General features: G+C 72.2%; 27 protein-coding genes and 1 pseudogene. 16 read left to right on the forward strand and 12 right to left on the reverse strand.

The features are described 5' to 3' along the window. Nucleotides 1-28 precede the first annotated feature (28 nt). A complete protein-coding gene (gene def, locus OHA81_RS05325; RefSeq protein WP_329193257.1) occupies nucleotides 29-598 on the reverse strand; it encodes a peptide deformylase in 570 nt (189 codons plus the stop codon). A gap of 123 nt (nucleotides 599-721) precedes the next feature. Between def and OHA81_RS05330 the strand changes: the two genes are divergently transcribed. From OHA81_RS05330 to OHA81_RS05355, 6 genes are all read left to right on the forward strand, one after another. Beyond that, nucleotides 722-1,960 carry a MurT ligase domain-containing protein gene (locus tag OHA81_RS05330; protein WP_136211516.1) on the forward strand — a complete coding sequence of 413 codons (1,239 nt, stop codon included), beginning with the start codon at nucleotides 722-724 and terminating at the stop codon, nucleotides 1,958-1,960. 28 nt (nucleotides 1,961-1,988) lie between these two features. Continuing rightward, nucleotides 1,989-2,717 carry a type 1 glutamine amidotransferase gene (locus OHA81_RS05335; RefSeq protein ID WP_136211518.1) on the forward strand — a complete coding sequence of 243 codons (729 nt, stop codon included), beginning with the start codon at nucleotides 1,989-1,991 and terminating at the stop codon, nucleotides 2,715-2,717. 191 nt (nucleotides 2,718-2,908) lie between these two features. After that, on the forward strand, nucleotides 2,909-3,937 hold the full coding sequence (locus OHA81_RS05340; RefSeq protein ID WP_329193261.1) for a 6-phosphofructokinase: 1,029 nt from the start codon (nucleotides 2,909-2,911) through the stop codon (nucleotides 3,935-3,937). Between the two features lie 91 nt (nucleotides 3,938-4,028). Then, on the forward strand, nucleotides 4,029-4,997 hold the full coding sequence (locus OHA81_RS05345) for a cytochrome c oxidase assembly protein (RefSeq protein ID WP_329193263.1): 969 nt from the start codon (nucleotides 4,029-4,031) through the stop codon (nucleotides 4,995-4,997). Between the two features lie 32 nt (nucleotides 4,998-5,029). Next, nucleotides 5,030-5,188, forward strand: coding sequence for a hypothetical protein (locus OHA81_RS05350; RefSeq protein WP_329193264.1), 159 nt, complete (start codon nucleotides 5,030-5,032; stop codon nucleotides 5,186-5,188). 62 nt (nucleotides 5,189-5,250) lie between these two features. Then, nucleotides 5,251-5,961 carry a lysophospholipid acyltransferase family protein gene (locus OHA81_RS05355; RefSeq protein ID WP_329193266.1) on the forward strand — a complete coding sequence of 237 codons (711 nt, stop codon included), beginning with the start codon at nucleotides 5,251-5,253 and terminating at the stop codon, nucleotides 5,959-5,961. Nucleotides 5,962-6,018: 57 nt separating this feature from the next. Here OHA81_RS05355 and OHA81_RS05360 read toward each other — a convergent pair whose 3' ends face one another. The 7 genes from OHA81_RS05360 to OHA81_RS05390 form a co-directional block, all read right to left on the reverse strand. After that, the gene (locus OHA81_RS05360; RefSeq protein WP_329193268.1) at nucleotides 6,019-7,689 is read right to left on the reverse strand and encodes an alpha/beta hydrolase; all 1,671 of its coding nucleotides are present in this window, start codon (nucleotides 7,687-7,689) and stop codon (nucleotides 6,019-6,021) included. Between the two features lie 193 nt (nucleotides 7,690-7,882). Further along, nucleotides 7,883-8,677 (reverse strand): urease accessory protein UreD, encoded by a 795-nt coding sequence (locus OHA81_RS05365; RefSeq protein WP_329193269.1) that lies wholly within the window; start codon nucleotides 8,675-8,677, stop codon nucleotides 7,883-7,885. Then, nucleotides 8,674-9,360, reverse strand: coding sequence for an urease accessory protein UreG (gene ureG, locus OHA81_RS05370; protein WP_329193272.1), 687 nt, complete (start codon nucleotides 9,358-9,360; stop codon nucleotides 8,674-8,676). Before ureG ends, OHA81_RS05365 begins: the two co-directional genes overlap by 4 nt. Before the next feature lie 24 nt (nucleotides 9,361-9,384). Continuing rightward, nucleotides 9,385-10,059, reverse strand: coding sequence for an urease accessory protein UreF (locus tag OHA81_RS05375; protein ID WP_329193274.1), 675 nt, complete (start codon nucleotides 10,057-10,059; stop codon nucleotides 9,385-9,387). Nucleotides 10,060-10,072: 13 nt separating this feature from the next. Continuing rightward, nucleotides 10,073-11,794 (reverse strand): urease subunit alpha, encoded by a 1,722-nt coding sequence (locus OHA81_RS05380; RefSeq protein ID WP_329193276.1) that lies wholly within the window; start codon nucleotides 11,792-11,794, stop codon nucleotides 10,073-10,075. After that, nucleotides 11,787-12,098: an urease subunit beta gene (locus OHA81_RS05385; protein ID WP_329193278.1), complete on the reverse strand. Its 312-nt coding sequence runs from the start codon at nucleotides 12,096-12,098 to the stop codon at nucleotides 11,787-11,789. Before OHA81_RS05385 ends, OHA81_RS05380 begins: the two co-directional genes overlap by 8 nt. 14 nt (nucleotides 12,099-12,112) lie before the next feature. Further along, nucleotides 12,113-12,415 carry an urease subunit gamma gene (locus OHA81_RS05390; RefSeq protein WP_136211538.1) on the reverse strand — a complete coding sequence of 101 codons (303 nt, stop codon included), beginning with the start codon at nucleotides 12,413-12,415 and terminating at the stop codon, nucleotides 12,113-12,115. 290 nt (nucleotides 12,416-12,705) lie between these two features. Here OHA81_RS05390 and OHA81_RS05395 point away from each other — a divergent pair, with 290 nt between their 5' ends. Beyond that, nucleotides 12,706-13,107 carry a VOC family protein gene (locus OHA81_RS05395; protein WP_329193281.1) on the forward strand — a complete coding sequence of 134 codons (402 nt, stop codon included), beginning with the start codon at nucleotides 12,706-12,708 and terminating at the stop codon, nucleotides 13,105-13,107. Between the two features lie 56 nt (nucleotides 13,108-13,163). On the opposite strand, the gene OHA81_RS05400 is transcribed toward OHA81_RS05395, so the two are convergent. Next, nucleotides 13,164-13,613 (reverse strand): ATP-binding protein, encoded by a 450-nt coding sequence (locus OHA81_RS05400; RefSeq protein WP_329193282.1) that lies wholly within the window; start codon nucleotides 13,611-13,613, stop codon nucleotides 13,164-13,166. A gap of 196 nt (nucleotides 13,614-13,809) precedes the next feature. Between OHA81_RS05400 and OHA81_RS05405 the strand changes: the two genes are divergently transcribed. Together OHA81_RS05405 and OHA81_RS05410 are read left to right on the forward strand one after the other, a co-directional pair. Beyond that, nucleotides 13,810-14,694: a helix-turn-helix domain-containing protein gene (locus tag OHA81_RS05405; protein WP_329193284.1), complete on the forward strand. Its 885-nt coding sequence runs from the start codon at nucleotides 13,810-13,812 to the stop codon at nucleotides 14,692-14,694. A 12-nt stretch (nucleotides 14,695-14,706) separates the two neighbouring features. Then, on the forward strand, nucleotides 14,707-14,928 hold the full coding sequence (locus OHA81_RS05410) for a DUF397 domain-containing protein (RefSeq protein ID WP_329193286.1): 222 nt from the start codon (nucleotides 14,707-14,709) through the stop codon (nucleotides 14,926-14,928). A 3-nt stretch (nucleotides 14,929-14,931) separates the two neighbouring features. Here the strand turns inward: OHA81_RS05410 and OHA81_RS05415 are convergent, their stop codons facing one another. Continuing rightward, nucleotides 14,932-16,104, reverse strand: coding sequence for an 8-amino-7-oxononanoate synthase (locus OHA81_RS05415; RefSeq protein ID WP_329193288.1), 1,173 nt, complete (start codon nucleotides 16,102-16,104; stop codon nucleotides 14,932-14,934). A 193-nt stretch (nucleotides 16,105-16,297) separates the two neighbouring features. On the opposite strand from OHA81_RS05415, the gene bioB reads away from it, so the two are divergent. The 3 genes from bioB to bioD are packed head-to-tail and all read left to right on the forward strand — an operon-like array spanning nucleotide 16,298 to nucleotide 19,566. Next, nucleotides 16,298-17,542, forward strand: coding sequence for a biotin synthase BioB (gene bioB / locus OHA81_RS05420; RefSeq protein ID WP_329193290.1), 1,245 nt, complete (start codon nucleotides 16,298-16,300; stop codon nucleotides 17,540-17,542). Next, nucleotides 17,535-18,845 (forward strand): adenosylmethionine--8-amino-7-oxononanoate transaminase, encoded by a 1,311-nt coding sequence (locus tag OHA81_RS05425; protein ID WP_329193293.1) that lies wholly within the window; start codon nucleotides 17,535-17,537, stop codon nucleotides 18,843-18,845. The genes bioB and OHA81_RS05425 overlap by 8 nt, the downstream gene beginning before the upstream one ends. Before the next feature lies 1 nt (nucleotide 18,846). Beyond that, complete coding sequence (gene bioD, locus OHA81_RS05430; RefSeq protein WP_329193295.1) at nucleotides 18,847-19,566, forward strand: dethiobiotin synthase; 720 nt, start codon at nucleotides 18,847-18,849, stop codon at nucleotides 19,564-19,566. A gap of 44 nt (nucleotides 19,567-19,610) precedes the next feature. Here bioD and OHA81_RS05435 read toward each other — a convergent pair whose 3' ends face one another. Then, nucleotides 19,611-20,282, reverse strand: coding sequence for a hypothetical protein (locus tag OHA81_RS05435; RefSeq protein ID WP_329193297.1), 672 nt, complete (start codon nucleotides 20,280-20,282; stop codon nucleotides 19,611-19,613). Nucleotides 20,283-20,499: 217 nt separating this feature from the next. Here OHA81_RS05435 and OHA81_RS05440 point away from each other — a divergent pair, with 217 nt between their 5' ends. After that, nucleotides 20,500-21,165 (forward strand): class I SAM-dependent methyltransferase, encoded by a 666-nt coding sequence (locus tag OHA81_RS05440; protein ID WP_329193298.1) that lies wholly within the window; start codon nucleotides 20,500-20,502, stop codon nucleotides 21,163-21,165. Nucleotides 21,166-21,280: 115 nt separating this feature from the next. Here the strand turns inward: OHA81_RS05440 and OHA81_RS05445 are convergent. Then, nucleotides 21,281-21,774, reverse strand: a pseudogene (locus tag OHA81_RS05445) (GNAT family N-acetyltransferase). Nucleotides 21,775-21,915: 141 nt separating this feature from the next. Here OHA81_RS05445 and OHA81_RS05450 point away from each other — a divergent pair. The 3 genes from OHA81_RS05450 (at nucleotide 21,916) to OHA81_RS05460 (ending at nucleotide 25,138) form a co-directional block, all read left to right on the forward strand. Beyond that, nucleotides 21,916-23,253 (forward strand): hemolysin family protein, encoded by a 1,338-nt coding sequence (locus tag OHA81_RS05450; RefSeq protein ID WP_329193300.1) that lies wholly within the window; start codon nucleotides 21,916-21,918, stop codon nucleotides 23,251-23,253. Further along, nucleotides 23,250-24,275, forward strand: coding sequence for a hemolysin family protein (locus OHA81_RS05455; protein ID WP_329193301.1), 1,026 nt, complete (start codon nucleotides 23,250-23,252; stop codon nucleotides 24,273-24,275). The genes OHA81_RS05450 and OHA81_RS05455 overlap by 4 nt, the downstream gene beginning before the upstream one ends. A gap of 71 nt (nucleotides 24,276-24,346) precedes the next feature. After that, nucleotides 24,347-25,138: an SGNH/GDSL hydrolase family protein gene (locus OHA81_RS05460; protein ID WP_329193303.1), complete on the forward strand. Its 792-nt coding sequence runs from the start codon at nucleotides 24,347-24,349 to the stop codon at nucleotides 25,136-25,138. Nucleotides 25,139-25,169 lie beyond the last annotated feature (31 nt).

Raw genomic sequence — 25,169 nt, forward strand, 5'->3', positions numbered from 1 at the left:
CCGGCCTCTGCGGGCGGACCGCCTCCCGTCAGGACTCGCGGCCCAGGGCCAGGAGTCCGCGCGCGCCCCACGCCGTCTTGCCGATCGCCCGCCGCAGCCGGCGCGCCCGCAGTCCGGTGACCCGGTCCGCGTACACCGTGCCCTCCAGGTGGTCGCATTCGTGCTGGAGGCAGCGGGCGAAGAACCCGGTGCCCTCGATCCGTACCGGCGCGCCGTCGGAGGTGACCCCCTCGACGACGGCGTGGTCGAAGCGGACCGTGCCGGCCTCCAGGCCGGGCAGCGACAGGCAGCCCTCGGGGCCGCGGAACTCGTCCCCGTCGGCGCTCACCAGGCGGGGGTTGACCACGTGTCCCACGTGGCGGACGTCCTCGTCGTCGGGGCAGTCGTAGACGAACACCCGCTGCCCGACCCCGATCTGGTTCGCGGCGAGGCCGACGCCCTGGGCCGCGTACATCTTGGCGAACATGTCCTCGATGAGCCGGTCGAGGGAGGGTCCGAACCCGGTGACCTCGGCGCACGGCGAGTGGAGCACCGGATCGCCCAGCAGGCTCATGGTGCGGACGAGTCCGGTGGTGCCGGGGATGGGGCGCTGTCGCATGGCCGTAAGCGTACGACGGGCGAAGATATGAGCAGATCCGCGCCGCCCCTGGGGCGCCGCGGTCAAGGCCCCGGCAGGTACTGGATAGGCTGGGGCCGACCGACGCAAGGAGGACAAGGGACGATGGCAGGCAACACGGAGCCGCTTTCGCCGCGGGCCAAGCTGGCCGTGACGGCGGGCAAGGCCGCGGCGGCGGTGTCGCGGGCCGCGGGACGCGGAAGCGGATCGGTGATCGGTGGCAAGGTCGCACTCAGGCTGGACCCCGATCTCCTCGGCGCGCTGGCGCAGCATCTCGACGTCGTCCTCGTCTCCGCGACGAACGGCAAGACCACGACGACCCGCCTGATCGCCGAGGCGCTGCGGGCCAGCGGTCCGGTGGTCTCCAACGCGCTGGGCGCGAACATGCCGGCCGGGATCACCTCCGCGCTGGCGGGCGGCTCGGACGCCAAGTACGGCGTCATCGAGGTCGACGAGAAGTACCTGGCCGGAGTGGCCCGGGACGTGACCCCCAAGGTGATCGCCCTGCTCAACCTCTCCCGCGACCAGTTGGACCGCGCGGCCGAGACCCGCATGCTGGCCGAGAAGTGGCGCGAGGGGCTCCAGGGCTCGAAGGCCGTCATCGTGGCCAACTGCGACGACCCGCTGATCGTGTGGTCCGCGTCCTCCTCGCAGAACGTGGTGTGGGTCGCGGCCGGCCAGGAGTGGAAGGACGACGCCTGGTCGTGCCCCTCCTGCGGTGGCGTCATGCAGCGCCCGGGCGACGACTGGTTCTGCGGCGAGTGCGGCTTCCGCCGCCCCACCCCCAGCTGGGTGCTCTCCGGCGACCACGTACTGGACCCGCACGGAAGCGCCTGGCCGATCCACCTCCAGCTGCCCGGCCGTGCCAACAAGGCCAACGCCGCCACCTCGGCCGCCGTCGCAGCCGTCTTCGGCGTCCCGCCGCAGGTCGCGCTGGAGCGGATGTACCAGGTGCAGGCCGTCGCCGGCCGCTACGACGTGGTCTCCTTCCAGGGCCGTGAGCTGCGGCTGCTGCTCGCCAAGAACCCGGCGGGCTGGCTGGAGACGTTCTCGCTGATCGACCCGCCGCCGACGCCGGTGATCCTGTCCGTCAACGCGCGCGGCGCCGACGGCACGGACACCTCCTGGCTCTGGGACGTGGACTACCCGCGCCTGGCCGGGCACCCCATCTTCGTGATCGGCGACCGCAAGCTGGACCTCGCGGTGCGCCTGGAGGTCGCGGGCCTGGACTTCCGCGTCTGCGAGACCCTGGACGAGGCCGTGCAGCTCGCCCCGCCCGGACAGATCGAGCTGATCGCCAACTACACCGCATTCCAGGACGTGCGCCGCCGCGTCGGCAACTAGTACTCATACCTCCAGAGGACACAAGAGCATGAGCGACAACAGTCTGCGTCTGGTGTGGGTCTACCCGGACCTGCTCAGCACGTACGGAGACCAGGGCAACGCCCTCGTGGTGGAGCGCCGGGCGCGCCAGCGCGGCCTGGACGTGCAGCGCGTGGACGTGCGCAGCGACCAGCCCATTCCCACCTCCGGTGACATCTACCTGATCGGCGGTGGCGAGGACCGGCCGCAGCGCCTGGCGGCGGAGCGCCTGCTGCGCGACGGCGGCCTGGAGCGGGCCGTCTCGAACGGGGCGATCGTCTTCTCGGTCTGCGCCGGGTACCAGATCCTCGGCAACGAGTTCGTCAACGACGTGGGCGAGCGCCAGCAGGGCCTGGGCCTGCTGGACGTGGTCACGGTCCGCGGCGAGGGCGAGCGGTGCGTCGGCGACGTCCTCGCCGACATCGACCCGCGTCTGAACCTGCCCCCGCTGACGGGCTTCGAGAACCACCAGGGCGTGACCCACCTCGGTCCGACGGCCAAGCCCTTCGCCCGCACCCGGCTGGGCCGGGGCAACGGAACCGGCGACGGCACCGAAGGCGCGTACAACGACACCGTGTTCGGTACCTACATGCACGGTCCCGTGATGGCCCGCAACCCGCAGATCGCGGACCTGCTGCTGAAGCTGGCCCTCGATGTGAACGCGCTGCCGGGCCTCGACGACCGCTGGTACGAGGCGCTGCGCGACGAGCGCATCGCGGCGGCCACGCAGCCCGCGTAACGCGTCCGTCACGCCCCGTTCGGCCCGGATTCCCCTTGGGGGGTCCGGGCCGGCGTGCGTTCGTACGACGGATGTGACCAGCATGTGGAGGATGGTTCAGTCCGGTGGGAATCCGCTTGTAGGCTGGCGGGCAGTACCAACCGGACGACGTGGTCCGGTCGTCGGCCCACGTTGCAAGGGTTCTTCCTGCCATGCGCATTGGTGTGCTCACTTCCGGAGGCGACTGCCCCGGCCTCAACGCCGTCATCCGCTCCGTCGTGCACCGCGCCGTCGTCGACCACGGCGATGAGGTGATCGGCTTCCACGACGGCTGGCGTGGCCTGCTGGAGTGCGACTACCGCAAGCTCGACCTGGACGCGGTCAGCGGCATCCTGGCCCGCGGCGGCACCATCCTCGGCTCCTCCCGCGTCCAGCCCGCGCACCTGCGCGACGGCGTGGAGCGGGCCCGGGGGCACCTCGCGGACCTCGGCCTGGACGCGATCATCCCGATCGGCGGGGAGGGCACCCTCAAGGCGGCGAACCTGCTGTCCGAGGGCGGCCTGCCCATCGTCGGCGTCCCCAAGACCATCGACAACGACATCGCCTCCACCGACGTGACCTTCGGTTTCGACACCGCCGTCGGGGTCGCCACCGAGGCCCTGGACCGGCTCAAGACCACCGCCGAGTCCCACCAGCGGGTGATGGTCGTCGAGGTCATGGGCCGCCACACCGGCTGGATCGCGCTCCACTCCGGCATGGCTGCGGGCGCGCACGCCATCGTCGTGCCGGAGCGCCCCTTCGACATCGAGGAGCTGACCGCGATCGTCGGCGAGCGGTTCTCGGCCGGCAAGCGGTTCGCCATCGTCGTGGTCGCCGAGGGCGCCAAGCCCGCCCCGGGCAGCTCGATGGCGCTGGAGTCGGGCGGTACCGACATGTACGGCCACGAGCGGTTCGCCGGCATCGGCAACCGGCTCGCCGTCGAGCTGGAGGACCGCCTCGGCAAGGAGGCCCGTCCGGTGATCCTCGGCCACGTGCAGCGCGGCGGCACGCCGACCGCGTACGACCGCGTCCTGGCCACCCGCTTCGGCTGGCACGCGGTGGAGGCCGCACACCGGGGCGAGTTCGGCATGCTGACCGCGCTGCGCGGTACCGACATCGTGATGGTGCCGCTCGCCGACGCCGTACGGAGCCTCAAGACGGTCCCGGTCGAGCGCTACGACGAGGCGGAGACCGTTCTGTGATGTTTCCCCCCTTCTGACACCGCCCCCGGACGCTTCGGCGTCCGGGGGCGGCACTACTGTGGTGGAGCGCCACAGTCAAGGGAGTGAACACATGGATCACAGCGGTCACGGCATGGACATGAATATGGACATGGACATGGACCTGCCGCCGTTCACTCTCGGGCGCGGGCTGGAGTTCTCCTTCGACGCCTTCTTCCTGATCGGCTCGCTGCTGGGTCTCGGCCTGTACCTGTGGGGCGTGGTGCGGCTGCGCAGGCGCGGGGACGGGTGGCCGGTGGGCCGGACCGTCTCCTTCACCGCCGGTGTGCTGACCGTGGCCCTGATGATGTGCACCAAGCTGAACGACTACGGCATGGTCATGTTCAGCGTGCACATGGTGCAGCACATGGTGATCAGCATGGTTTCCCCGATCCTGCTGCTGCTCGGCGCTCCGGTGACGCTGACGTTGCGCGCGCTCCCGCCGGCCGCCCGGGGCGTCAAGGGACCGCGCGAGCTGCTGCTGATGCTGTTGCACAGCCGCTACCTCAAGGTGATCACCCACCCGGCGTTCACGATCCCCCTGTTCATCGCCAGCCTCTACGGCCTCTACTTCACCCCTCTGTTCGACTCCCTGATGCAGAGCAGGACCGGGCACATCGCGATGATGGTCCACTTCCTGGCCGTAGGCCTGATCTTCTTCTGGCCGATCATGGGCGTGGACCCGGGTCCGCACCGTCCCGGCTACGTGATGCGGATGCTGGAGCTGTTCGCCGGCATGCCGTTCCACGCGTTCTTCGGCATCGCGCTGATGATGGCCAGCGAGCCGATGATCAAGTCGTACGCGAACCCGCCGGCCTCCCTGCACGTCGACGCGCTGCTCGACCAGCAGTGGGGCGGCGGCATCGCCTGGGCCTTCAGCGAGATCCCCTCGGTGCTGGTGCTGATCGCTCTGGTCTACCAGTGGTACCGCTCGGAGCAGCGGGCCGCCAAGCGTTCCGACCGGGCGGCGGAGCGCAACGGGGACCAGGAGCTGGAGGCGTACAACTCGTATCTCGCCTCGCTCCAGGGGCGTGGCCGGTAGCGCGGCGGCCCCTCCCCGCGCCACCATGGGGCATGAGCGGATCCGTTAAGGCGATGGCCGTGCTGACCTTCGGCTCTCTGGTGGCCGTCGCGGCGTACTCCGTGGTGCTCGGCAGCAACGGCTGGCTGTGGTTCGTGTGGGTTCTGCTGGGCATGCTGACCGCCGGGCTGGCGGCCTCCCGCAGTAGGTGATCTGCCCATCCGGCACCGGGTGCGCCACCCTGACGTGTCCGCCAGGTGAAGGGAAACGGCCGGTGTTCTACCACTTGCTCAAGCACGTGCTGCTCGGCCCGCTGCTGCGGCTGCTGTTCCGGCCGCGTATCGAGGGCCTGGAGAACATCCCGCCGGAGGGCCCGGCGATCATCGCCGGCAACCACTTGTCGTTTTCCGACCATTTCCTGATGCCGGCGATCCTCAAACGCCGGATCACCTTCCTGGCGAAGGCCGAGTACTTCACCGGCCCGGGCGTCAAGGGGCGGCTGACGGCCGCCTTCTTCCGCAGCGCCGGCCAGATCCCGGTGGACCGCTCCGGCAAGGACGCCGGACGGGCGGCGCTGCGCGAGGGGCTCGGCGTCCTCGCCAAGGGGGAGCTGCTCGGCATCTACCCGGAGGGCACCCGCTCGCACGACGGGCGGCTCTACAAGGGCAAGGTCGGCGTGGCCGCGATGGCGCTCGGCGCGGGCGTGCCGGTCGTGCCCTGCGCGATGGTCGGCACCTTCGAGATCCAGCCGCCGGGGCAGAAGATCCCCAACATCCGGCGGGTCACGATCCGCTTCGGCCGGCCGCTGGACTTCTCGCGGTACGAGGGCCTGGAAGGCGAGCGGGCGGTCCTGCGGGCCGTCACCGATGAGATCATGTACGCGGTCCTGGAGCTGTCCGGCCAGGAATACGTCGACCGGTACGCCGCCGAGGTGAAGGCGGAGGAGGAGCAGGCACGGAAGAAGGCCCGGCGCAGGACGCGCTGAGCCTTCTCCGTGTTCGTGCCCGGGTGCTGCCTGGTGCTGCCTGGTGCTGCCGACGACCTAGCGGACGGCCGGGAGCTCCTCACGCGGCGCCAGCTCGGCGCCCTGGGACACGGCCGCCGACTTGGCGGTGGCCGGGGCCGGGGCGACCGGCGTGGCGTGCGGCTCGCACGTCACGTCCTGCGCGTCGACCTTGCCGGTCAGCAGGTAGCTGTCCACCCGGGTGTTGATGCAGGGGTTCACCAGGCTGGTGACACCGTGCGAGCCCGCGTTCTTCTCGGTGATCAGACGCGAACCGCCGAGGCGGCGGTGCATCTCGACGCCGCCCGCGTACGGGGTGGCGGCGTCGCGCTCGCTCTGGACGACGAGGACCGGCGGCAGACCGCGCTTGGCGCTCGCGCCGACCTCGATCGGGCTGCTCTGCTTGGACTTCCAGGTCGCGCAGGGCAGGTTCATCCAGGCGTTGGACCAGGTCAGGAAGGGGTACTTCTTGTGCAGCGCGGTGTTGTCCCGGTCCCACTTGGCCCAGCTGGTGGGCCACTTGGCGTCGGCGCACTCGACCGCGGTGTAGACGGCGTTGCCGTTCTCCGTCGCGATGTTGCCCTTGATGTCGGCGAGGTCGGGGGTGACCGCGTCGATCAGCGGCTGCTCGTCACCGGCGACGTACGCGCTCAGGGCCTGGGCGGTGGGCACCCAGGAAGAGTCGTAGTACGGGGCGCTCTGGAAGAAGCCGATCAGCTCCGCCGGACCGGCCACGCCGCCCAGCGGGTTGGCCTTGGCCTTGGCCCGCAGTTCCAGCCACTTGGCCTCGACCTTGGCGCGGGTGTCGCCGACGTGGAAGACGGCGTCGTTCTTGGCGACCCAGTCCTCCCAGTCGTTCCAGCGCATCTGGAAGGCGACGTCCTGTTCCAGGTTGGCCTGGTACCAGATGTTGTCCTGCTCCGGGTTGACCACGCTGTCGACGATCATGCGGCGCACGTGGCCCGGGAACAGGGTCGCGTAGACCCCGCCGAGGTAGGTGCCGTAGGAGACGCCGAGGTAGTTCAGCTTCTTCTCGCCGAGCGCGGCCCGGATGACGTCCAGGTCACGCGCGGTGTTCGGCGTGGTCATGAACGGCAGCATCTCGCCGCTGCGCTCCTTGCAGCCGTCCGCGTACTCCGCGGCGAGCTTGCGCTGGGCGCGCTTGTCGGCCTCGTTGGACGGGACCGGGTCCGCCTTCGGGACCTTGACGTACTCCTGCGGGTCGACGCAGGAGATCGGCGCCGAGTGGCCGACGCCGCGGGGGTCGAAGCCCACGAAGTCGTACGCCTTGGCGGTGTTGACCCACAGCGGGGACTTGGTGGTGATCCGGCGCGGGAAGCGCATGCCGGAGCCGCCCGGGCCGCCGGGGTTGTAGACGAGCGCGCCCTGGCGCTCTTCCTTGGTGCCGGTGCTCAGCGCACGGTCGACGGCGAGGTCGATGGTCTTGCCGTACGGCTTGGCGTAGTCGAGCGGGACCTTGACCCAGCCGCACTGGATCGGCTTCTCGAAGCCCCAGTCGGCCGGGCAGTCCTTCCAATCGATCCCGATGCGGGCGGCGCGGGCGGCGGCGACCTGAACGCCGATCGCCTCGTTGTAGCCGTTGTCACCGGAGGCCGGAGCGGCCTCGGCGGTCGGGGCGAGCAGCAGGCTCGCCGCCAGAGCGCCGGTGATCAGAGTGGCGGCGCTCCCCAGCGCCGCGGTGCGTATCACGTGGTTGTTCCCCCTGCGTCATGTGCCGTCACGGGCAGCCGTGTTGGTCTGTTTCGGTCGTTGACGTGCAGGGGGATCCTTGCGCCTGACCGGGAGCGGGCGACAGTGCACGGTCCGGTTCTTTGCCAAGCCGATATCCGGACGAGTGTGTACCGCTGAGCGGTGTCCGGTTCGCCCCAGGTCCGCCCTCCCGTTACCAGCCGTACGTCGCGCAGGCCGCGTCGAGCAGTTCCCGCAGCCGCAGCGCGTCCGGGGCGAGGGCCGTCACCAGGACGGCCGGCCCGGCCAACGGGGTCGCCGCCGCGAACTCGCCCAGCACCGCGGGTGTCGGCGGGGCCTCGGCGAACTGCGGGTCCACCACCAGGAGCTGGCCGAGCGCCCGGTGGCCCGCGAGTCCCGCCGGGCCGTCCCAGCCACCGGGGGCTCCCGGCCCGCAGGCCAGTTCCTGGTCGAGCAGCGGGCGGCCGCCACGGGAGACGGTGAGGCGGCTGCGCAGCAGGCCCGGTGCCTCCCCGGTGCGGCCGAGCACCTGCTCCTCGCGCAGCAGCAGCCTGGCGGTGGGGGCGAGTTCCACGCGGGTGCGCACCCGCAGGTCACTGCCGCGTACGGAGACCAGCGGCTCCGGCAGCCAGCGCACGGCCGCCTCCTCGGCCAGCGTCAGCCGTACGTCATACCGCGCGGGCGCGCCGCCCCGGCCGGGCAGTGCCAGGGTGGCCGCCGCCGAGCGGAGCCCCAGCCGGGCCCCCGGTCCGGCGTCGGCCTCGACGCTCAGGTGGTCTCCGCCGAGCGGTGCGGACATCGCGCCGACGAGCATCACGCCGGCCTCGGCGCCCTCGCCGCGGGTGCGGCGCAGCGCGAGCGGGCCTTCCCCGGCCAGCAGCGGCAGGGCGGTGCCGCCCCGGCCGTCGGCCACGGCGGCGATCCGGGCGGTGGCCCGCAGCCCCGCCGGAGCGTGGGCCCCAGGGGCGACGGGGGGTGCGCTGGTCACCGTACGGCCCAGACCGCGATCCGTTCGCGCACCCAGTCGGCCACCGGGGTGACGCCCTCGGGCCCGCGCAGGGACTGGAACGCCACGGGCAGGTCGCCGCGCTGCTCGGCGGCGTCACGGGCCATCCGGTCCAGGTCGGAGCCGACGTGCGGGGCGAGGTCGGTCTTGTTGACGATGAGCAGGTCGGCGGTGGTGACGCCGGGTCCGCCCTTGCGCGGGATGTCGTCGCCGCCGGCCACGTCGATGACGAAGATCTGGGCGTCGACCAGGCCCCGGGAGAAGGTGGCGGTCAGGTTGTCCCCGCCGGACTCGACGAGGATCAGGTCCAGGGGACCGACGTGCTCCTCCAGTTCCTCGACCGCCTCCAGGTTGGCGGAGATGTCGTCCCGGATGGCGGTGTGCGGGCACGCCCCGGTCTCGACGGCCGCGATCCGTTCGGGCGGCAGGACCGCCTCGCGGAGCAGGAACTCGGCGTCCTCGCGGGTGTAGATGTCGTTGGTGACGACGGCCATGGACAGTTCGGAGCGCAGGGCCCGGCACAGCGCGGCGACGGTGGCGGTCTTGCCGGAGCCGACCGGTCCCCCGAGGCCGACGCGCAGGGCGCGGCGCGTGCCGTCGGCCCGTACGGGCTCGGCGCTGTGCGTGTGGCGGTGGGGATAGCTCCCGCCGTGGTCGAGGTGCATGGTTTCTCCTTGGGTGGGGGGCGGTCAGGAGGCGAAGAGCCGGACCGGCCAGTCGGCGTGGACCTGCGCCGCGATGTCCAGCAGCGGGGAGGAGGAGGCGGGCAGCGCCTCCAAGCCCTCGTGACGGGCCAGCAGGGCGGCGCTCGCGGCCCGCCCGGACACGGCGTCGAGTGCGGGGGCGAGGCCGGCCAGTACCGCGCTCGCCTCGAAGGGGTCCAGGCCCAGCAGCCGCACGGTCGCGGTGGCGGGACCGCTGACGCTCTCGTACGCCGCCACGTGCGCGGCGTCCAGGGGCCCGAGCCCGGCGGCCCGCGCGGTGACGCCGAGCACCACGGGCTGGTGGGCCCCGCGCGGGAAGGCTGCGGCGAGGTCGTCGAGTTCGGCGGCCGGCCAGGTGGCCCGGGCGGCGCGCAGCAGCTGCCGGCCGAGCCGCCGCGCGGCGAACCGCAGCGCGGGCGAGGGGGTGCGGGCGTCGGCGGCGGCGTCGAGTTCCGCCGGGTCGAGGCCGTGGGCGGCGGCCGCCGCGAGTGCGGCTGCGACGAGGCCCGAGGTGTGCAGCCGGCCCCGGCAGAACTCGGCGAGCGTGGCGGCGTCGTGGATCCGGCCCGCCTTGCAGGCGGCCTCCGCCCCGCCGGAGTGGGCGTGCCCTCCGGCGGGGAAGCGGCCGTCGGCGAGGACGAGCAGCGTGGCGAGGCTCATCGGCAGACGCCCATCAGAACAGGAAGTATCTCTGTGCCATGGGCAGTTCCGCCGCCGGGGCCGACTCCACGACCTCACCGTCGATGGTGACGGTGAAGGTGTCGGCGTCCACCTCGACCCTGGGCATGGCCTCGTTGTTGCGCATGTCCGTCTTGCTCACCTTGCGGGTGCTTTCGATGGCCACGAACTGCTTGTCGAGACCGAGCCGTTCGGGCAGGCCGTCGTCGAGGGCGGCCTGCGCGGTGAAGTTGATCGAGTTGAGGGCCGGCGCGCGCCCGAGGGCCCCGTACATGGGCCGGGGCAGGATGGGCTGCGGGGTGGGGATGGAGGCGTTGGCGTCGCCCATCTGCGCGTAGGCGATCTGGCCGCCCTTGACGACGACCTCCGGCTTGACCCCGAAGAAGGCGGGGGTCCACAGGACCAGGTCGGCGAGCTTGCCGACCTCGACCGAGCCGATCTCGCGGGCGAGGCCCTGGGCGATCGCGGGGTTGATCGTGTACTTGGCGACGTAGCGCCGGGCACGGTGGTTGTCGGCCGGGCCGTCGCCGGGCAGGAAGCCGCGCCGCTTCTTCATCACGTGGGCGGTCTGCCAGGTGCGCAGCACGACCTCGCCGACCCGGCCCATGGCCTGGGAGTCGGAGGAGATGATGGAGATGGCGCCGAGGTCGTGCAGGACGTCCTCGGCGGCGATGGTGGACGGCCGGATGCGGGACTCGGCGAAGGCGAGGTCCTCGGGGACGGCCGGGTTGAGGTGGTGGCAGACCATCAGCATGTCGAGGTGTTCCTCGATGGTGTTGACGGTGTGCGGCCGGGTGGGGTTGGTGGAGCTGGGCAGGATGTTCGGCTCGGAGACCACGGTGATGATGTCCGGTGCGTGGCCGCCGCCCGCGCCCTCGGTGTGGTACGAGTGGATGGTCCGCCCGGCGATGGCCGCGAGGGTGTCCGCGACGAACCCGGCTTCGTTGAGCGTGTCGGTGTGGATGGCGACCTGGGCGCCGGTCTCCTCCGCGACGGTCAGGCAGGCGTCGATGGCGGCCGGGGTGGCCCCCCAGTCCTCGTGGATCTTGAAGCCGAGGGCGCCGCCGCGCAGCTGGGAGTACATGCCCTCGCGGGACATGGTGTTGCCCTTGCCGAGCAGGCCGATGTTGACGGGGTAGGCCTCCAGCGCCGCGAACATCCTGGCCAGGTGCCAGGGTCCGGGGGTGACGGTGGTGGCCTTGGAACCCTCGGCGGGTCCGGTGCCGCCGCCGACGAGGGTGGTGATGCCGGAGGCGAGGGCCTCGTCGATCACGGTGGGGGCGATGAAGTGCACGTGCGCGTCGATGGCGCCGGCGGTGACGATCTTCCCGTTGCCGGCGATGATCTCGGTTTCGGGGCCGATGACCAGGGCGGGGTCGACCCCGTCCATGGTGTCGGGGTTGCCGGCCTTGCCGATGCCGCAGATCCGCCCGTCGCGGATGCCGAGGTCCGCCTTGACGATGCCCCAGTGGTCGAGGATGACCACGCCGGTGATCACCGTGTCGGGGGCGCCTTCGGCGCGGGTGGTGCGGGCCTGGCCCATGGACTCGCGGATGACCTTGCCGCCGCCGAAGACGGCTTCGTCCCCCGAGTGTCCGGGGCCGCCGCTGAGGTCCTGTTCGATCTCCACGAAGAGGTCGGTGTCGGCGAGCCGGATGCGGTCGCCCTTGGTCGGTCCGAAGAGGTCGGCGTACGTCCGGCGCGAGATCTCAGCCATCGAGCGGCCCTCCGGTTTCCCCGCGCAGGCCCGGCACGGTGCGCAGGCCCCCCAGCGGGACGAGTTCGACGGAGACGGGGATGCCCGGCTCGAAGCGGACGGCGGTACCGGCGGCGATGTTGAGCCGGAGGCCGTGGGCTGCGGCGCGGTCGAAGTCGAGGCCCGGGTTGACTTCGGCGAAGTGGTAGTGGGAGCCGACCTGCACGGGGCGGTCGGCGGCGTTGAGCACGGTGAGACGGGTGATGGCGCGGCCTTCGTTCAGGCGCACCGGACCGTCCCCGAAGACGATTTCGCCGGGGATCATGCGGGTGCTCCCGTTCAGACGATGGGGTCGTGGACAGTGACGAGCTTGGTGCCGTCCGGGAAGGTCGCCTCGACCTGGACGTCGTGGATCATCTCGGGGATCCCCTCCATGACCTCTTCGCGGCGCAGCACGGTGCGGCCGGAGGCCATGAGCTCGGCCACGGTCCGCCCGTCGCGGGCGCCTTCGAGGATGTGCGAGGTGATCAGGGCCACCGCCTCGGGGTGGTTGAGGCGCACCCCGCGCGCCCTGCGCTTTTCGGCCACATCAGCCGCGACGTGGATGAGCAGTCTTTCCTGCTCGTGCGGTGTCAGTTGCACACGTATCACCAAGTTTCCGGGACAAGATCAACTTCGCGCCAAGAAGACCCTAAGCCGCTTCAACACTTTGTTGACCTGCGCATATCCGTGCCAAGCATGTCTTGCCCAACACAGGGAGAGACTTTCCGGTCCGATCACCACTGCTTTACCGGCTCATGGCTGATCATTGGCGGAAGCACGCGGGCGCCAGAGTAGAACCCGCACTTTTCCGCCGGGTTAACCCACGTTTCCGGGAGGCGTCCGGTTCAACCCGTGGGCGAGTTCCGCGGGCTTGCGCATACCGAGGCCGCATGGAGGTCAACATGCTGAACCCCGTCCGCAACATCACGTTCGACGCCCTCGACCCTTGGAAGGTCGCGCGGTTCTGGTCCGAGGTGACCGGCTACGCGATCGCCGAGGACGGCGTGGAGGGCGACGAGGAGATCCAGTTGGAGCCGGGTCAGCCCGGTGCGCCGGGCCTGCTGTTCATCCGGGTGCCCGACGGAAAGAAGGTGAAGAACCGGGTGCACCTGGACATCCAGCCGCCCACGGGCACCCGGGACGAGACGGTCGAGCGGCTCGTCGGTCTCGGGGCGCGGGTCGTGGACGACCGCCGGGACGAGGACGGCATCGCCGGCTGGGTCGTGCTGGCCGACCCCGAGGGCAACGAGCTGTGCATCGAACGCAGCGCGACGGAGCGCGGCATCGCCTGAGCGGGGCCGGCCCGCTCAGCCCCGGGCGCAGCCGGGCCGGCGGATGCCCGGCACCCTCAACAGCCGGTGGCGGTCCTCGCCGGGGCCCCCGCCGCCCAGGGCAGTGCGATCCACACCGTCTTGCCGCCGTCCTCGGTCGGCGTGACGGAGAGCCGGCCGCCCGCCTCCGCGGCGAGCCAGCGGATGATGACCATCCCCCGGCCGTTGTCCTGCTGGACGGCGGCCGGCAGCCGCCGGGGCCGGCGCGGATGGCTGTCGGTCACCCCGACCCGCAGCCACTCTCCGCGCTCCAGGTGGACGTCCACGGTGAAGGTGGGCGACTGGCCGAAGGTGTGCTGCACCGCGTTGGTCGCGAGTTCCGAGACGATCAGCCGGACGGTGTCGGCCGTCTCGGACTCCTCGGGCAGTCCCCATTCACCGAGCACCTCCACGACGTACCGGCGGGCAGCGGCGACCGCGGCCGGGTCGCTCGGCAGAGTGACGGATGCTTCCTGGTGATCTGCCATGGCGACGTCCCTTTCCCACCGGGGCGCAGCCGCCCCGGATCTACGCTGAGCGTCAGAGTGCACCCATCGTGCCGCCGTTTCCTTCGTTCCCCCAAGATATGCATATATCTGTCGCTCGATGCGGTGAACTCTGCTACGGAAGAGCGTATTTGGACGGCAGACTGGTGCGAGGTGTGCCGGTGGAAGGAGAGCGGGTATGCAGCACGGCCCCGCGGTACGCCGCCGCAAGCTGGGCGAGGAATTGCGTGCGCTCCGTGACCGCAGTGGTCTCACCAGTGGTGAGGCCGCCCGGTTGGTGGGGTGGCACCAGTCGAAAATCAGCCGCATCGAAACGGGTCGAAGTGGCGTGAAAACGGCAGACATCCGCCTCCTGCTCGACGCCTACGGGGACGTGGTGAGCACCCAGCAGCGGGCGCTGCTGGAGGCTTTGGGGGCCTCGGCGGCGGGCCCCGGGGCGGGGGCAGACCGCGCGCCGGGCCGCCAGTGGTGGCACGACTACCGGGGGCTGCTGCCCCAGGAATACCGGGACTTCATCAGCCTGGAGGCGGGGGCCCGCTCCGCCCGTACCGTCGAACTCTCGGTGGTTCCGGGTCTGTTGCAGACGCCGGAGTACGCGCGCGCCGTGACCAGGGCCGCGCTGGGCGGGCTGCCGGAGCCGAAGGTGGACGCGCTGGTCGACGTACGTCTGGCACGCCAGTCGGTACTGCGCGCCGACCCCCCGCTCGAACTGAGCGCGGTACTGGACGAGGCGGTGCTGCGCCGGCAGATCGGCGGGGCGGGGGTGATGCGGGAGCAGTTGCGGCACCTGGTGGAGGTGGCACGGCTGCCCCAAGTGCGCCTACAGGTACTGCCGTTCAGCGTGGGGGGTCATCTCGGCCTGACCGGACCGTTCGTAATTTTCTCATTTCCGAACATCGCCGATCTGGATGTGGTGGTCCTCGACCATTTGACGAGTAGCCTCTACCTGGAGCGGAAGGAAGACCTAGAGGCGTACAGCGCCGCGTTCCGCACCATCCAGGCGCACGCCCTCCCGCCCCAGGACTCGTCGGATCTGATCAGCTCTATCGCTGACGACGCGTAAGGAGGCACCCCCGTGTCCGCAACCCCCTTATCCACCAGCGGACTTCTGATCGGCGCGCGGTGGCGGCGGAGCAGCCGCAGTACCGGAATGAACAACTGCGTGGAAGCAGCCGTCCTCAGTGGCGGTCTCCTGGCCGTCCGCGACTCCAAGCGGACGGAGGGCCCGGCCCTGCTCTTCACCGGACCCGCCTGGGACGGCTTCCTCGCCTCGGTGAGGGCGGACGCCCCGGCGTGACGCTCAGCGGTCCGTGGCTCCCGCGGGTGCGGTACGCAGGATCACCGCGACGGCCCGACTGATCTCCTCCCCCGTGAGATCGGCCCGGGCGGTCAGCCGCAGCCGGGAGATGCCGTCCGGAACCGAGGGCGGCCGGAAACACCCCACGGACAGACCTGCCTCGCGGCAGTCGGCGGCCCAGCGCAGTGCCGCCGAAGCCGACGGGGCCCGTACCGACACCACGGCCGCGTCCGGCCGGGCCGCGGTCAGGCCGGACGCAGTGAGCCGTCCGTACAGCAGAGTGGCCACCTCCCGTGCCCGCGCGGCGCGTTCCGGTTCCCGCGCCAGCAGGCGCAGACCGGCGAGCGCGGCGCCCGTGGCGGCCGGAGCCAGTCCGGTGTCGAAGATGAAGGTCCGGGCCGTGTTGACGAGGTGCCGGATCACCTTCGCCGGTCCGAGCACTGCGCCGCCCTGGCTGCCCAGCGACTTCGAGAGGGTCATCGTCGCGACCACGCCCGGCGCGCCCGCGAGACCGGCCGCATGCAGGGCGCCCCGGCCGCCCTCGCCCAGGACGCCGAGCCCGTGGGCGTCGTCCACGACCAGGGCGGCCCCCTCGTCGCGGCAGGCCGCGGCGTAGCCGGCGAGCGGGGCGGCGTCCCCGTCGACGGAGAACACCGAGTCGCTGACCAGCAGCGAACGGCCTTCGTGCCCGGCCAGCGTCTTGCGTGCGCCGTCCACGTCCCCGTGCGCGACGACGGCGACGTCGGCGCGCGACAGCCGGCAGCCGTCGACGATCGAGGCGTGGTTGCCCGCGTCGGAGACCACGAGCGCCCCGCGGCCGCTCAGCGCGGTGACGGCGGCGAGGTTGGCCGCGTATCCGGACGAAAGCACCAGAGCGGCCTCGAAGCCGCAGAACGCGGCGAGTTCGCGCTCCAGCGTGGCGTGCAGTTCGGTGGTGCCGGTGACCAGGCGGGAGCCGGTGGCCCCGCCGCCCCAGCACTCGGCGGCCCGCCCGGCGCCGGCGATGACCTCGGGGTGCCTGGACAGGCCCAGGTAGTCGTTGCTCGCGAGGTCCAGCAGCGGCGAGGAAGCCGGACGGGGACGCAGCGTCCGCACGAGCCCGGCCCGCTCGCGGGCCCGTTCCGCTTCGTCGATCCAGGCGAAGACGTCCACGGGCTCGGGGGGGTGCTGGAGCATCGGCGGGGTCCTCGTGTTTTGTCGGCTGTCCACAGGCCTGCTACGGGGCGTCCGGCGGATCACGGCCGGACGGTTTCTAGACCCTAGCTGCCCAGGCGCGAGCACCCGGTGTGGTGATACACACACTCGGTTCGGGCGATGTTGTGCGATCTCTCCTTGGCCGTGAGTGGTCGTGTGGTCCAGGATCGGCGTCATGGACCTGCTGAACACCCTGGTGGAAAAGGGGCTGCGGCGCGAGCTGCCGACCCGCGAAGAGGCACTCGCCGTACTGGCGACTTCCGACGACCGACTGCTCGACGTGGTGGCCGCGGCCGGCAAGGTACGCCGCCAGTGGTTCGGCCGGCGGGTGAAGCTGAACTACTTGGTCAACCTCAAGTCGGGGCTGTGCCCGGAGGACTGCTCCTACTGCTCCCAGCGCCTGGGATCGAAGGCGGAGATCCTCAAGTACACCTGGCTCAAGCCCGAGGAAGCCTCCCAGGCCGCCGCGGCCGGGGTCGCGGGCGGCGCGAAGCGCGTGTGCCTCGTGGCGAGCGGACGCGGTCCCACGGACCGTGACGTGGAGCGCGTCGGCAAGACGATCGAGGCGATCAAGGAGCAGAACGAGGGCGTCGAGGTCTGCGCCTGCCTCGGCCTGCTCTCCGACGGCCAGGCGGAGCGCCTCAAGGACGCGGGCGCCGACGCGTACAACCACAACCTCAACACCTCCGAGGCGACGTACGGTCAGATCACCAAGACGCACACCTACGCGGACCGGGTCGATACCGTACAAAAGGCCCACGCGGCGGGTCTGTCCGCCTGCTCCGGTCTGATCGCGGGCATGGGCGAGAGCGACGAGGACCTGGTCGACGTCGTCTACTCGCTGCGCGAACTCGACCCCGACTCGGTGCCCGTCAACTTCCTGATCCCCTTCGAGGGCACCCCGCTGGCCAAGGAGTGGAACCTCACCCCGCAGCGCTGCCTGCGGATCCTGGCGATGGTGCGGTTCGTCTGCCCCGACGTCGAGGTCCGCCTCGCGGGCGGCCGGGAGGTGCACCTGCGCAGCATGCAGCCGCTGGCCCTGCACCTGGTGAACTCCATCTTCCTCGGCGACTACCTGACGAGTGAGGGCCAGGCCGGTCAGGCCGACCTCGACATGATCGCGGACGCCGGTTTCGAGGTGGAGGGCGCCGGTACGACGACCCTCCCGGCGCACCGCTCGGAGCAGGAGGCGGCCGGCGGCTGCGGCTCGGGCGCCGCGGGCGGCGGCTCGCTCTGCGGCTCGGCGGCCCCCACGGACTCCGCGGACGCGCCCGGTTGCGGGTCGGCGTGCGGCGGCTGCTCGGGGCACTCGGAGCACGAGGCCCCCGCCCCCGTCCAGGCGGAAGCCGGCGAGGTGCGCTCGGACCTGGTGGCGGTACGCCGCCGTGGCGCGGGAACGGACCTCGCGCCGAATGCCTGACCAGCACCCCCTTTCCACCGCCGGCCTGCTCGCGCTGGACCGGCAGCACGTCTGGCACCCGTACGGCCCGATGCCCGGGAGGCAGGAACCGCTGGTCGTCTCCTCCGCCGCGGGCGTCCGGCTGCGGCTCGGCGCTGCGGCGCACGGACGCACGGAGCTGGTCGACGGCATGTCCTCCTGGTGGTCGGCCATCCACGGCTACAACCACCCGGTGCTGAACGAAGCCGTCACCGCCCAGCTCGGGCGGATGTCGCACGTCATGTTCGGCGGGCTCACCCACGAGCCCGCCGTCCGGCTGGCGGCGAAACTTGTCGAGATCACCCCGGAGGGTCTGGAGCACGTCTTCCTCGCCGACTCCGGCTCGGTCTCGGTCGAGGTCGCGGTCAAGATGTGCCTCCAGTACTGGCGCTCGGTCGGACGGCCCGGCAAGACCCGGCTGCTGACCTGGCGCGGCGGCTACCACGGGGACACCTGGCAGCCGATGGCGGTCTGCGACCCCGAAGGCGGGATGCACGAGCTGTGGTCCGGGCAACTGCCCCGGCAGGTGTTCGCCGACGTCCCGCCCGGCGGCTTCGACACCCCGGTGGATCCGCAGTACACCGCGCACCTGCGCTCCCTGATCGCCGCGCACGCGCACGAGCTGGCCGCCGTGATCGTGGAACCGGTGGTGCAGGGCGCGGGCGGGATGCGCTTCCACAACCCGGGCTACCTGCGCGTGCTGCGGGAGCTGTGCGACGAGTACGACGTCCTCCTGGTGCTGGACGAGATCGCGACGGGCTTCGGCCGCACCGGCGCGCTGTTCGCCGCCGGCCACGCGGGCGTCACCCCCGACGTGATGTGCCTCGGCAAGGCCCTGACCGGCGGCTACCTCACCCTGTCGGCGACGCTGTGCACCGCCAGGGTGGCCGACGGGATCTCACGCGGTGAGGTGCCGGTCCTGGCACACGGGCCGACCTTCATGGGCAATCCGCTCGCCACGGCGGTGGCGCTGGCCTCGGTCGAGCTGCTGCTGAACCAGGACTGGGAGGCGGAGGTCAAGCGGATCGAGGCCGGTCTGCTGGAGGGCCTGGCCCCGGCCTCGGCCCTGCCCGGGGTGCGGGACGTACGGGTGCTGGGCGCGATCGGCGTGGTCCAGCTCGACCACGAGGTCGACATGGCCGCGGCGACACGGGCGGCGGTGCGCGAGGGCGTCTGGCTGCGCCCGTTCCGCGACCTGATCTACACGATGCCGCCGTTCGTGACGGGCGACGCGGATGTGGCCCGCATCTGCCGTGCCGTCCGCGCGGCCGCTCAGGAGGGCTGACATGACGATCCTCTTCGTATCCGGTACCGGCACGGAGATCGGCAAGACGGTGGTGACCTCGGCGGTCGCCGCCGCCGCGGTGGCCACCGGCCGGTCGGTGGCGGTCCTCAAGCCGGCCCAGACGGGCGTGGGGCCGGACGAGCCGGGTGACGCGGCGGAGGTGGTGCGCCTCGCGGGGCCCTCCGTCACCGCACGGGAACTGGCCCGCTACCCCGAGCCGTTGGCCCCGGACACGGCGGCCCGCCGCGCCGGCCTGCCGACGCTGTCCCCTGCCGTCGTCGCGGAGGCGGCGAAGGAGCTGGCGGCCTCGCACGACCTGGTCCTGGTGGAGGGCGCGGGCGGTCTCCTGGTCCGCTTCGACGAGGAGGGGCACACGCTGGCCGACGCGGCGCGGCTGCTCGGTGCGCCGGTCCTGGTCGTCGCCCCGGCGGCCCTCGGCACGCTCAACTCCGTGACCCTGACGGCGGAGGCGCTGCGGGCGCGGGGGCTCACCTCGCCGGGCGTGGTGATCGGCAGCTGGCCGGCCTCCCCCGACCTCGCCTCGCGCTGCAACCTGGCCGACCTCCCCGCGGTGTCGGGCCTGCCGCTGCTCGGCGCGGTCCCGCAGGGCTCCGGCGCCCTGGCACCCGCCGGCTTCCGGGCCGCGGCGCCGGGCTGGCTCGCGGCGCCGCTGCACGGCTCCTGGTCGGCGCAGGCGTTCGCGGCGGCCTGGCCGGCCTGACGGGCGGGGCCGGGCATCCACTGCCGTGACGGGGACTTCGGGCGTCAGTGGCCGCCGCGGGGCTCGTGGCAGCCGCCCTCCAGGTACACCCCGTGGGCCTCGATCCGCACCGGGGTGCCCAGGTACCCCGTGACGCAGGGCCCGCTCTCGGGGACCGACAGCACGAACGCGAGGTCCTGCGGGCCGGACCCGTACACGTCCCTGCCGTCCGGCCGGTAGCCCAACCCCGTCAGCAGGCTGCGGAGCTCCTCCGTGGTGCGCGGCGTGCCCTTGCCGTCGGGACCGCCCAGCGCCGCCTTGATCCGCTCGGCGTGCGCCTCGCCCCGGCACCGGCTCGCCGGGGTGAGCCCGGCCTGGGTCTTGTACCCGTGGTTCTCGGCGTACTTGCGCGCCTCGGGGTCCGTCGGCAGCCCGGCCGGCGTGCCCACCGGGGTCGGGAGGACCTCGGCCTTGCCCGCGCACCGGGCGGCGATCTCGGGGAACAGCTTGTCGTGGCGCTCCACCGCGGCGGCGGCCCGCGCCGCGTAGTCGACGCTCGCCGTCGCGGAGGGAGCGGCGGACGAGGCCGCTGCCGAACCGGCGCCCGGGGCTACTGTGGTCCCACAGGCGGTCAACGCGAGCAGTCCCGTCGCGAGCAGCACGGTACGGATCAGGTCGGTGCGCGTCAGGTCGGTGCGGATCAGGTCGGTGCGGGTCAGGTCGGTGCGGAACTTCACTTGGTCTCCACATCCTGAGGCAGCCCCAACAGGGGCCGGATCATCCGATTATCCGCACGGTCCGAGGCTGGTTCATGAGTACGCGTACTCACCGCACGCGGCCCAACTGCCCCACCGTCGCGGCCGGTACCGTGCGCCCCCCGGTTTCGTGGGCCGCCTGGACGGGGAACAGCCCGGCAGGGCACACGCACCCGTCGCACCCGCCCGGAGGCCCGCCATGCCCACTTCACCCCTCGGTTCGGATCCCGTCCACCACCCCCTCTTCGCCCGGTTCTACGCCCGCGTCAGCCCCACCGCCGATGCGCGGGGCGGTATCGCCGCCGTCCGGCGCGAGCTCCTGCACGGGGTGTCCGGCCGCGTCATCGAGATCGGGGCGGGCAACGGGCTGAACTTCGCCCACTACCCCCGCGCCGTCTCCGAAGTCGTCGCCGTCGAACCGGAGCGCATCCTGCGCCGGCGTGCCGCGGCGGCCGCGCTGCGCGCCGAGGTGCCGGTGGATCTGGTGCCCGGCGTCGCCGAGGCCCTCCCGGTCAAGAGCGAGGCCTTCGACGCCGCGGTCGCCTCCCTGGTGCTGTGCACCGTACGGAGTCTGCCGCGGGCCCTGTCCGAGCTGTACCGCGTGCTGCGCCCCGACGGCGAGCTGCGCTTCTTCGAGCACGGTCTGGCGCCGGGACCGGGCATGGCCTCCGTCCAGCGCACGCTGGACCGGACCGTCTGGCCCCTCCTGTTCGGCAACTGCCATACGGCGCGCGACCCGCTGGCCTCGATCGAGGCCGCCGGTTTCCGGATCGTCTCGCAGCGGACCTTCCGCCTCCCCGAGCGGGGGCCGGCGCTGCCGACGTCGTACTGCGTCCTCGGGACGGCCCGCCGGGGCGTCGACTGACCGGCTGCGCAGTGACGTGGCTGCGCAGTGACGTGGCCGCCCAGCACCGTGGCTGTCCGGCACCGTGGCCACGCAGCGCCGCGGCTGCGCAGCGCCGTCGGGCGAGCCGCCGGTGTCAGCCGTTCAGCGGCTTGACCCCTCGGGTCCACCGGCCCTCGGGTGGTACGCGGCCGCCTCCCACGCGGCGTGCGCCCGCTCGTTGCGGTCGAGCGCCATCGCGTCCGCACGCCGGCCGCCGAGGGCGCGGAAACGCTCCTCCACGGCGGCCGGCAGCGCCGTGCCGATGCCCTGCCTGCGGCGCTCGGGGTGCACGGCGAGCCGTTAGAGGTGGCAGCGCCGGCCGTCGAACCCGGCGATCACGGTGCCGACCGGTTCGCCGTCGCGGAAGGCCGGGAGCAGGGCGTGCGGATCGCGGGCGTGGAGCCGCTCGACGCCCGCGGGGTCGTCGCTGATGCTCGTACCCTCGGCAGCGGCCTTCCAGAAGTCGAGCACGGCGGTGGGGTCGGCGGCCGAAGCGGTAACGCCATGAAGATCACCCGTACGGTGATCCCAGCATCCGGCGGATCCGGCCGAAACCACGGAGCTTTCCCTTTGCCCCTCCTTTACCATTGCCGGGAACGTCCACTCGATCGAAAGGTGTGAGCGTCCGCCCATGGGCGAGCCTCCCAGTACCCGCAGCCGGTCCCAGTCGCGACGACGTCGCGCGACAGCCCTCCTCCTGACCGATCATGGGACGGAGGTGACCGACCGATGACCGAAGTGCTCCTGCTCCTCCTGGCGCTGCTGCTCTGCCTCGCCTGCGGGGTCTTCGTCGCGGCCGAGTTCTCCCTGACGACCATCGAGCGCGGTGAGCTCGAAGGCGCCGTCGAGCGCGGCGAGCGGGGGGCAGAGAGCGCGCTGGCCGCCGTCCGCAGCCTGACGTTCCAGCTGTCGGGCGCACAGCTCGGCATCACCGTGACGGGCCTGGTCATCGGCATGATCTCCAAGCCCTCGATCGCCGCACTGCTCAAGGGGCCGTTCCAGGCCATGGGCCTGTCGCCGGGCGCCGCCTCCTCCACCGCGCTGGTGCTCGCCACCGTGCTGTCCACGGTGGTCCTGATGGTGGTGGGCGAGCTGGTGCCGAAGAACTGGGCGATCTCCTCCCCCCTGGCCATCGCGAAGCGCGTGGCCACCCCCCAGCGCCTGTTCAGCCGGGCGTTCCGTCCCTTGATCAGCCAGCTCAACCGGACGGCGAACCACATGGTGCGCCGGTTCGGCATGGAGCCGGCCGAGGAACTCGCCTCGGCGCGCAGTCCGCAGGAACTCGTCGCCCTCGCCCGGCACTCCGCGAAGGCGGGAGCCCTGGAGAAGGACACCGCCGAACTGTTCGTACGGACCTTGAACCTGGCCGACCTGACCGCCGAGAACGTGATGACGCCGCGGGTCCAGGTCACCGCCCTCGACGTGCAGACCACCGCCGAGGACGTCGCGAACGCGACGCTGGCGACGGGCCTGTCCCGTTTCCCCGTGTACCGGGGCAGCCTCGACACCGTCGTGGGCACGGTCCACATCAAGGACGTCCTGGCCCTGTCGGCCGAGGAGCGGCACGGCTACCCCGTGTCGCAGCTGCTGCGCGCGCCCCTGCTGGTGCCCGAGTCGCTCACGGTGGACCGGCTGCTGGACCGGCTCTCCGGCAAGCAGACGATGGCCGTGGTGATCGACGAGTACGGCGGAACGGCCGGGGTGGCGACGCTGGAGGACATCGTCGAGGAGGTCGTCGGCGAAGTCCGTGACGAGCACGACCCGCACGAGACTCCGGACCTGGCCCCGGCCGGTACGGACGCCTCCGGCCGGCAGCTGTACTCGGCCGACGGCGCAGCGCGGACCGACCAGCTGCGCCGGATCGGCCTGCGGGTGCCGGACGGCCCGTACGAGACGCTGGCCGGGCTGATAGCGACCGAGCTGGGCCGGATCCCGCAGGTCGGGGACAGTCTGGAGCTGGACGGCTGGCGGCTGGACGTGGTGGACGCGAGCGGACGAAGGGCGGCCCGCGTACTGCTGCGCCGCCCCGCGGCCGCCGGTGACGAGGATGCGGGGGACGCGCGATGACCGTGGTCCAGTTGCTGATCGGCGTGGCGACCCTGGTCGTCAACGCCTTCTTCGTCGGCGCGGAGTTCGCGTTGATCTCCGTGCGGCGCAGCCAGATCGAGCCGTACGCCGAACAGGGCGACCGGCGCGGCCGGGCGGTGCTGTGGGGCCTCGAGCACGTGTCGGCGCTGATGGCGGCGGCGCAGCTGGGGATCACCCTGTGCACCCTGGTGCTGGGCGTGGTCGCCGAGCCGGCCATCGCCCACCTGCTGGCACCCGTGTTCGACTTCTTCGGCGTGCCGGGCGGGCTGACGCACGCCATCTCGTTCGTGATCGCGCTGGCCCTGGCGACGTACCTGCACATGCTCTTCGGCGAGATGCTGCCGAAGAACGTGGCGCTGTCCGAGCCGGTACGCACGGCGCTGCTGCTGGGGCCGCCGCTGGTGACCCTGACGCGGGCGCTGAAACCGGCCATCTTCGCGATCAACGCGTTCGCCAGCCTCATCCTGCGCCTGCTCCGGGTGGAGGCGAAGGACGAGGTCGCGGCCACGTTCTCCGACGACGAACTGGCCCGGATGGTCAAGGACTCCAGCGCCGCGGGGCTCCTCGACGTCCGGGCGAGCGCCCGGCTGCACGATGCCCTGGAACTCGGCCGGCGGCCGGTCACCGATGTGGTGCTGCCCGCGGACCGGGTGGTCACGGCACGCGAGGACATCACCCCGGCGGCACTGGAGCGGCTCGCCGCCACGTCCGGGTACTCCCGGTTCCCGGTGATCGACGGGCAGCACAAGATCCTCGGGTACTTGCACGTCAAGGACGCGCTCGACGCGGACGTGACCCAGCGGGACCAGCCGTTCCCGGCCTCCGCGCTGCGCCCGATCGCGCAGGTACGGGCGCAGACCCCGCTGGACGACGTACTGACCGCCATGCGGCGCAGCCGCACGCACCTGGCCGCCGTCCAGGGGCCGGACGGTGCGATGACGGGCCTGGTGACCATGGAGGACGTGCTGCGCGAGCTCTTCGGCAGGCCGGCGACGGCCTGAGCGCGGCCGCCGGATCCCGGTTCCGCACGGCCGTGCGGAACCGGGCTACCGCGCGGTAGCATCGCTGCGCCATGGAGATGAATGCGTCTTACACCAGTTTCGTCGCGATCGGCGACTCCTTCACCGAGGGGATGTCCGATCTGCTGCCGGACGGCTCCTACCGGGGCTGGGCCGACCTGCTCGCCGCGCGCCTCGCGGCGCGGGAGCCGGGCTTCCGCTACGCGAACCTCGCGGTCCGCGGGAAACTGATCGGGCAGATCGCCCGGGACCAGGCGCCCCTGGCCGCGGGGATGGGCGCCGACGTGGTGACCCTGGTGGGCGGCTTGAACGACGCGCTGCGGCCGAAGGTCGACATGGGCCGGGTGCGCGGACACCTGGAGGAGGCCGTGGGGCTCCTCGCCCCCTCCTGCGGAACCCTGGTCCTGATGCGCTCCCCCGGCCGCAACGGACCGGTGATGGAACGTTTCCGCCCGCGGATGGAGGAGCTCTTCGCCATCCTGGAGGAGCTGGCCGCCCGGCACGGTGCACTGCTCGTGGACCTGTACGGGGCCGCGGTCCTCGCCGACCCGAGGCTGTGGGACGTGGACCGGCTGCACCTGACCGCCGAAGGCCACCGGCGCGTCGCGGAGGCGGTCTGGCAGGCGTTGGGACTGCCGCCGGAGGAGGACTGGCGGGCCCCCTTGCCGCCGTCGGTGGCCCCTGCCTGGTCCGCCCGCCGGACCGAGGACCTCCGCTTCGCCCGGCAGCACCTGCTCCCCTGGATCGGCCGCCGGATCACGGGCCGTTCCTCCGGCGACGGCCGGGCGGCGAAGCGCTCGCAGCTGCTGCCGTACGAGGCCTGGGCGCCCGACCGGCTCTCGTAGCAAGGCACAATCCGGGACGGGTCCCCTACCT

It is taken from the genome of Streptomyces sp. NBC_00667, assembly GCF_036226825.1.
Taxonomy (GTDB): domain Bacteria; phylum Actinomycetota; class Actinomycetes; order Streptomycetales; family Streptomycetaceae; genus Streptomyces.

Coding starts and splice junctions, on each gene's coding strand:
- ureG (WP_329193272.1), bottom strand. CDS start 9,360: ATGCACCTCGACCACGGCGGGAGCTATCCCCACCGCCACACGCACAGC.
- OHA81_RS05350 (WP_329193264.1), top strand. CDS start 5,030: ATGAGCGGATCCGTTAAGGCGATGGCCGTGCTGACCTTCGGCTCTCTG.
- OHA81_RS05400 (WP_329193282.1), bottom strand. CDS start 13,613: ATGGCAGATCACCAGGAAGCATCCGTCACTCTGCCGAGCGACCCGGCC.
- OHA81_RS05440 (WP_329193298.1), top strand. CDS start 20,500: ATGCCCACTTCACCCCTCGGTTCGGATCCCGTCCACCACCCCCTCTTC.
- OHA81_RS05385 (WP_329193278.1), bottom strand. CDS start 12,098: ATGATCCCCGGCGAAATCGTCTTCGGGGACGGTCCGGTGCGCCTGAAC.
- OHA81_RS05455 (WP_329193301.1), top strand. CDS start 23,250: ATGACCGTGGTCCAGTTGCTGATCGGCGTGGCGACCCTGGTCGTCAAC.
- OHA81_RS05425 (WP_329193293.1), top strand. CDS start 17,535: ATGCCTGACCAGCACCCCCTTTCCACCGCCGGCCTGCTCGCGCTGGAC.
- OHA81_RS05450 (WP_329193300.1), top strand. CDS start 21,916: ATGACCGAAGTGCTCCTGCTCCTCCTGGCGCTGCTGCTCTGCCTCGCC.
- def (WP_329193257.1), bottom strand. CDS start 598: ATGCGACAGCGCCCCATCCCCGGCACCACCGGACTCGTCCGCACCATG.
- OHA81_RS05380 (WP_329193276.1), bottom strand. CDS start 11,794: ATGGCTGAGATCTCGCGCCGGACGTACGCCGACCTCTTCGGACCGACC.
- OHA81_RS05330 (WP_136211516.1), top strand. CDS start 722: ATGGCAGGCAACACGGAGCCGCTTTCGCCGCGGGCCAAGCTGGCCGTG.
- bioD (WP_329193295.1), top strand. CDS start 18,847: ATGACGATCCTCTTCGTATCCGGTACCGGCACGGAGATCGGCAAGACG.
- OHA81_RS05345 (WP_329193263.1), top strand. CDS start 4,029: ATGGATCACAGCGGTCACGGCATGGACATGAATATGGACATGGACATG.
- OHA81_RS05395 (WP_329193281.1), top strand. CDS start 12,706: ATGGAGGTCAACATGCTGAACCCCGTCCGCAACATCACGTTCGACGCC.
- OHA81_RS05405 (WP_329193284.1), top strand. CDS start 13,810: ATGCAGCACGGCCCCGCGGTACGCCGCCGCAAGCTGGGCGAGGAATTG.
- OHA81_RS05375 (WP_329193274.1), bottom strand. CDS start 10,059: ATGAGCCTCGCCACGCTGCTCGTCCTCGCCGACGGCCGCTTCCCCGCC.
- OHA81_RS05460 (WP_329193303.1), top strand. CDS start 24,347: ATGGAGATGAATGCGTCTTACACCAGTTTCGTCGCGATCGGCGACTCC.
- OHA81_RS05340 (WP_329193261.1), top strand. CDS start 2,909: ATGCGCATTGGTGTGCTCACTTCCGGAGGCGACTGCCCCGGCCTCAAC.
- OHA81_RS05335 (WP_136211518.1), top strand. CDS start 1,989: ATGAGCGACAACAGTCTGCGTCTGGTGTGGGTCTACCCGGACCTGCTC.
- OHA81_RS05415 (WP_329193288.1), bottom strand. CDS start 16,104: ATGCTCCAGCACCCCCCCGAGCCCGTGGACGTCTTCGCCTGGATCGAC.
- bioB (WP_329193290.1), top strand. CDS start 16,298: ATGGACCTGCTGAACACCCTGGTGGAAAAGGGGCTGCGGCGCGAGCTG.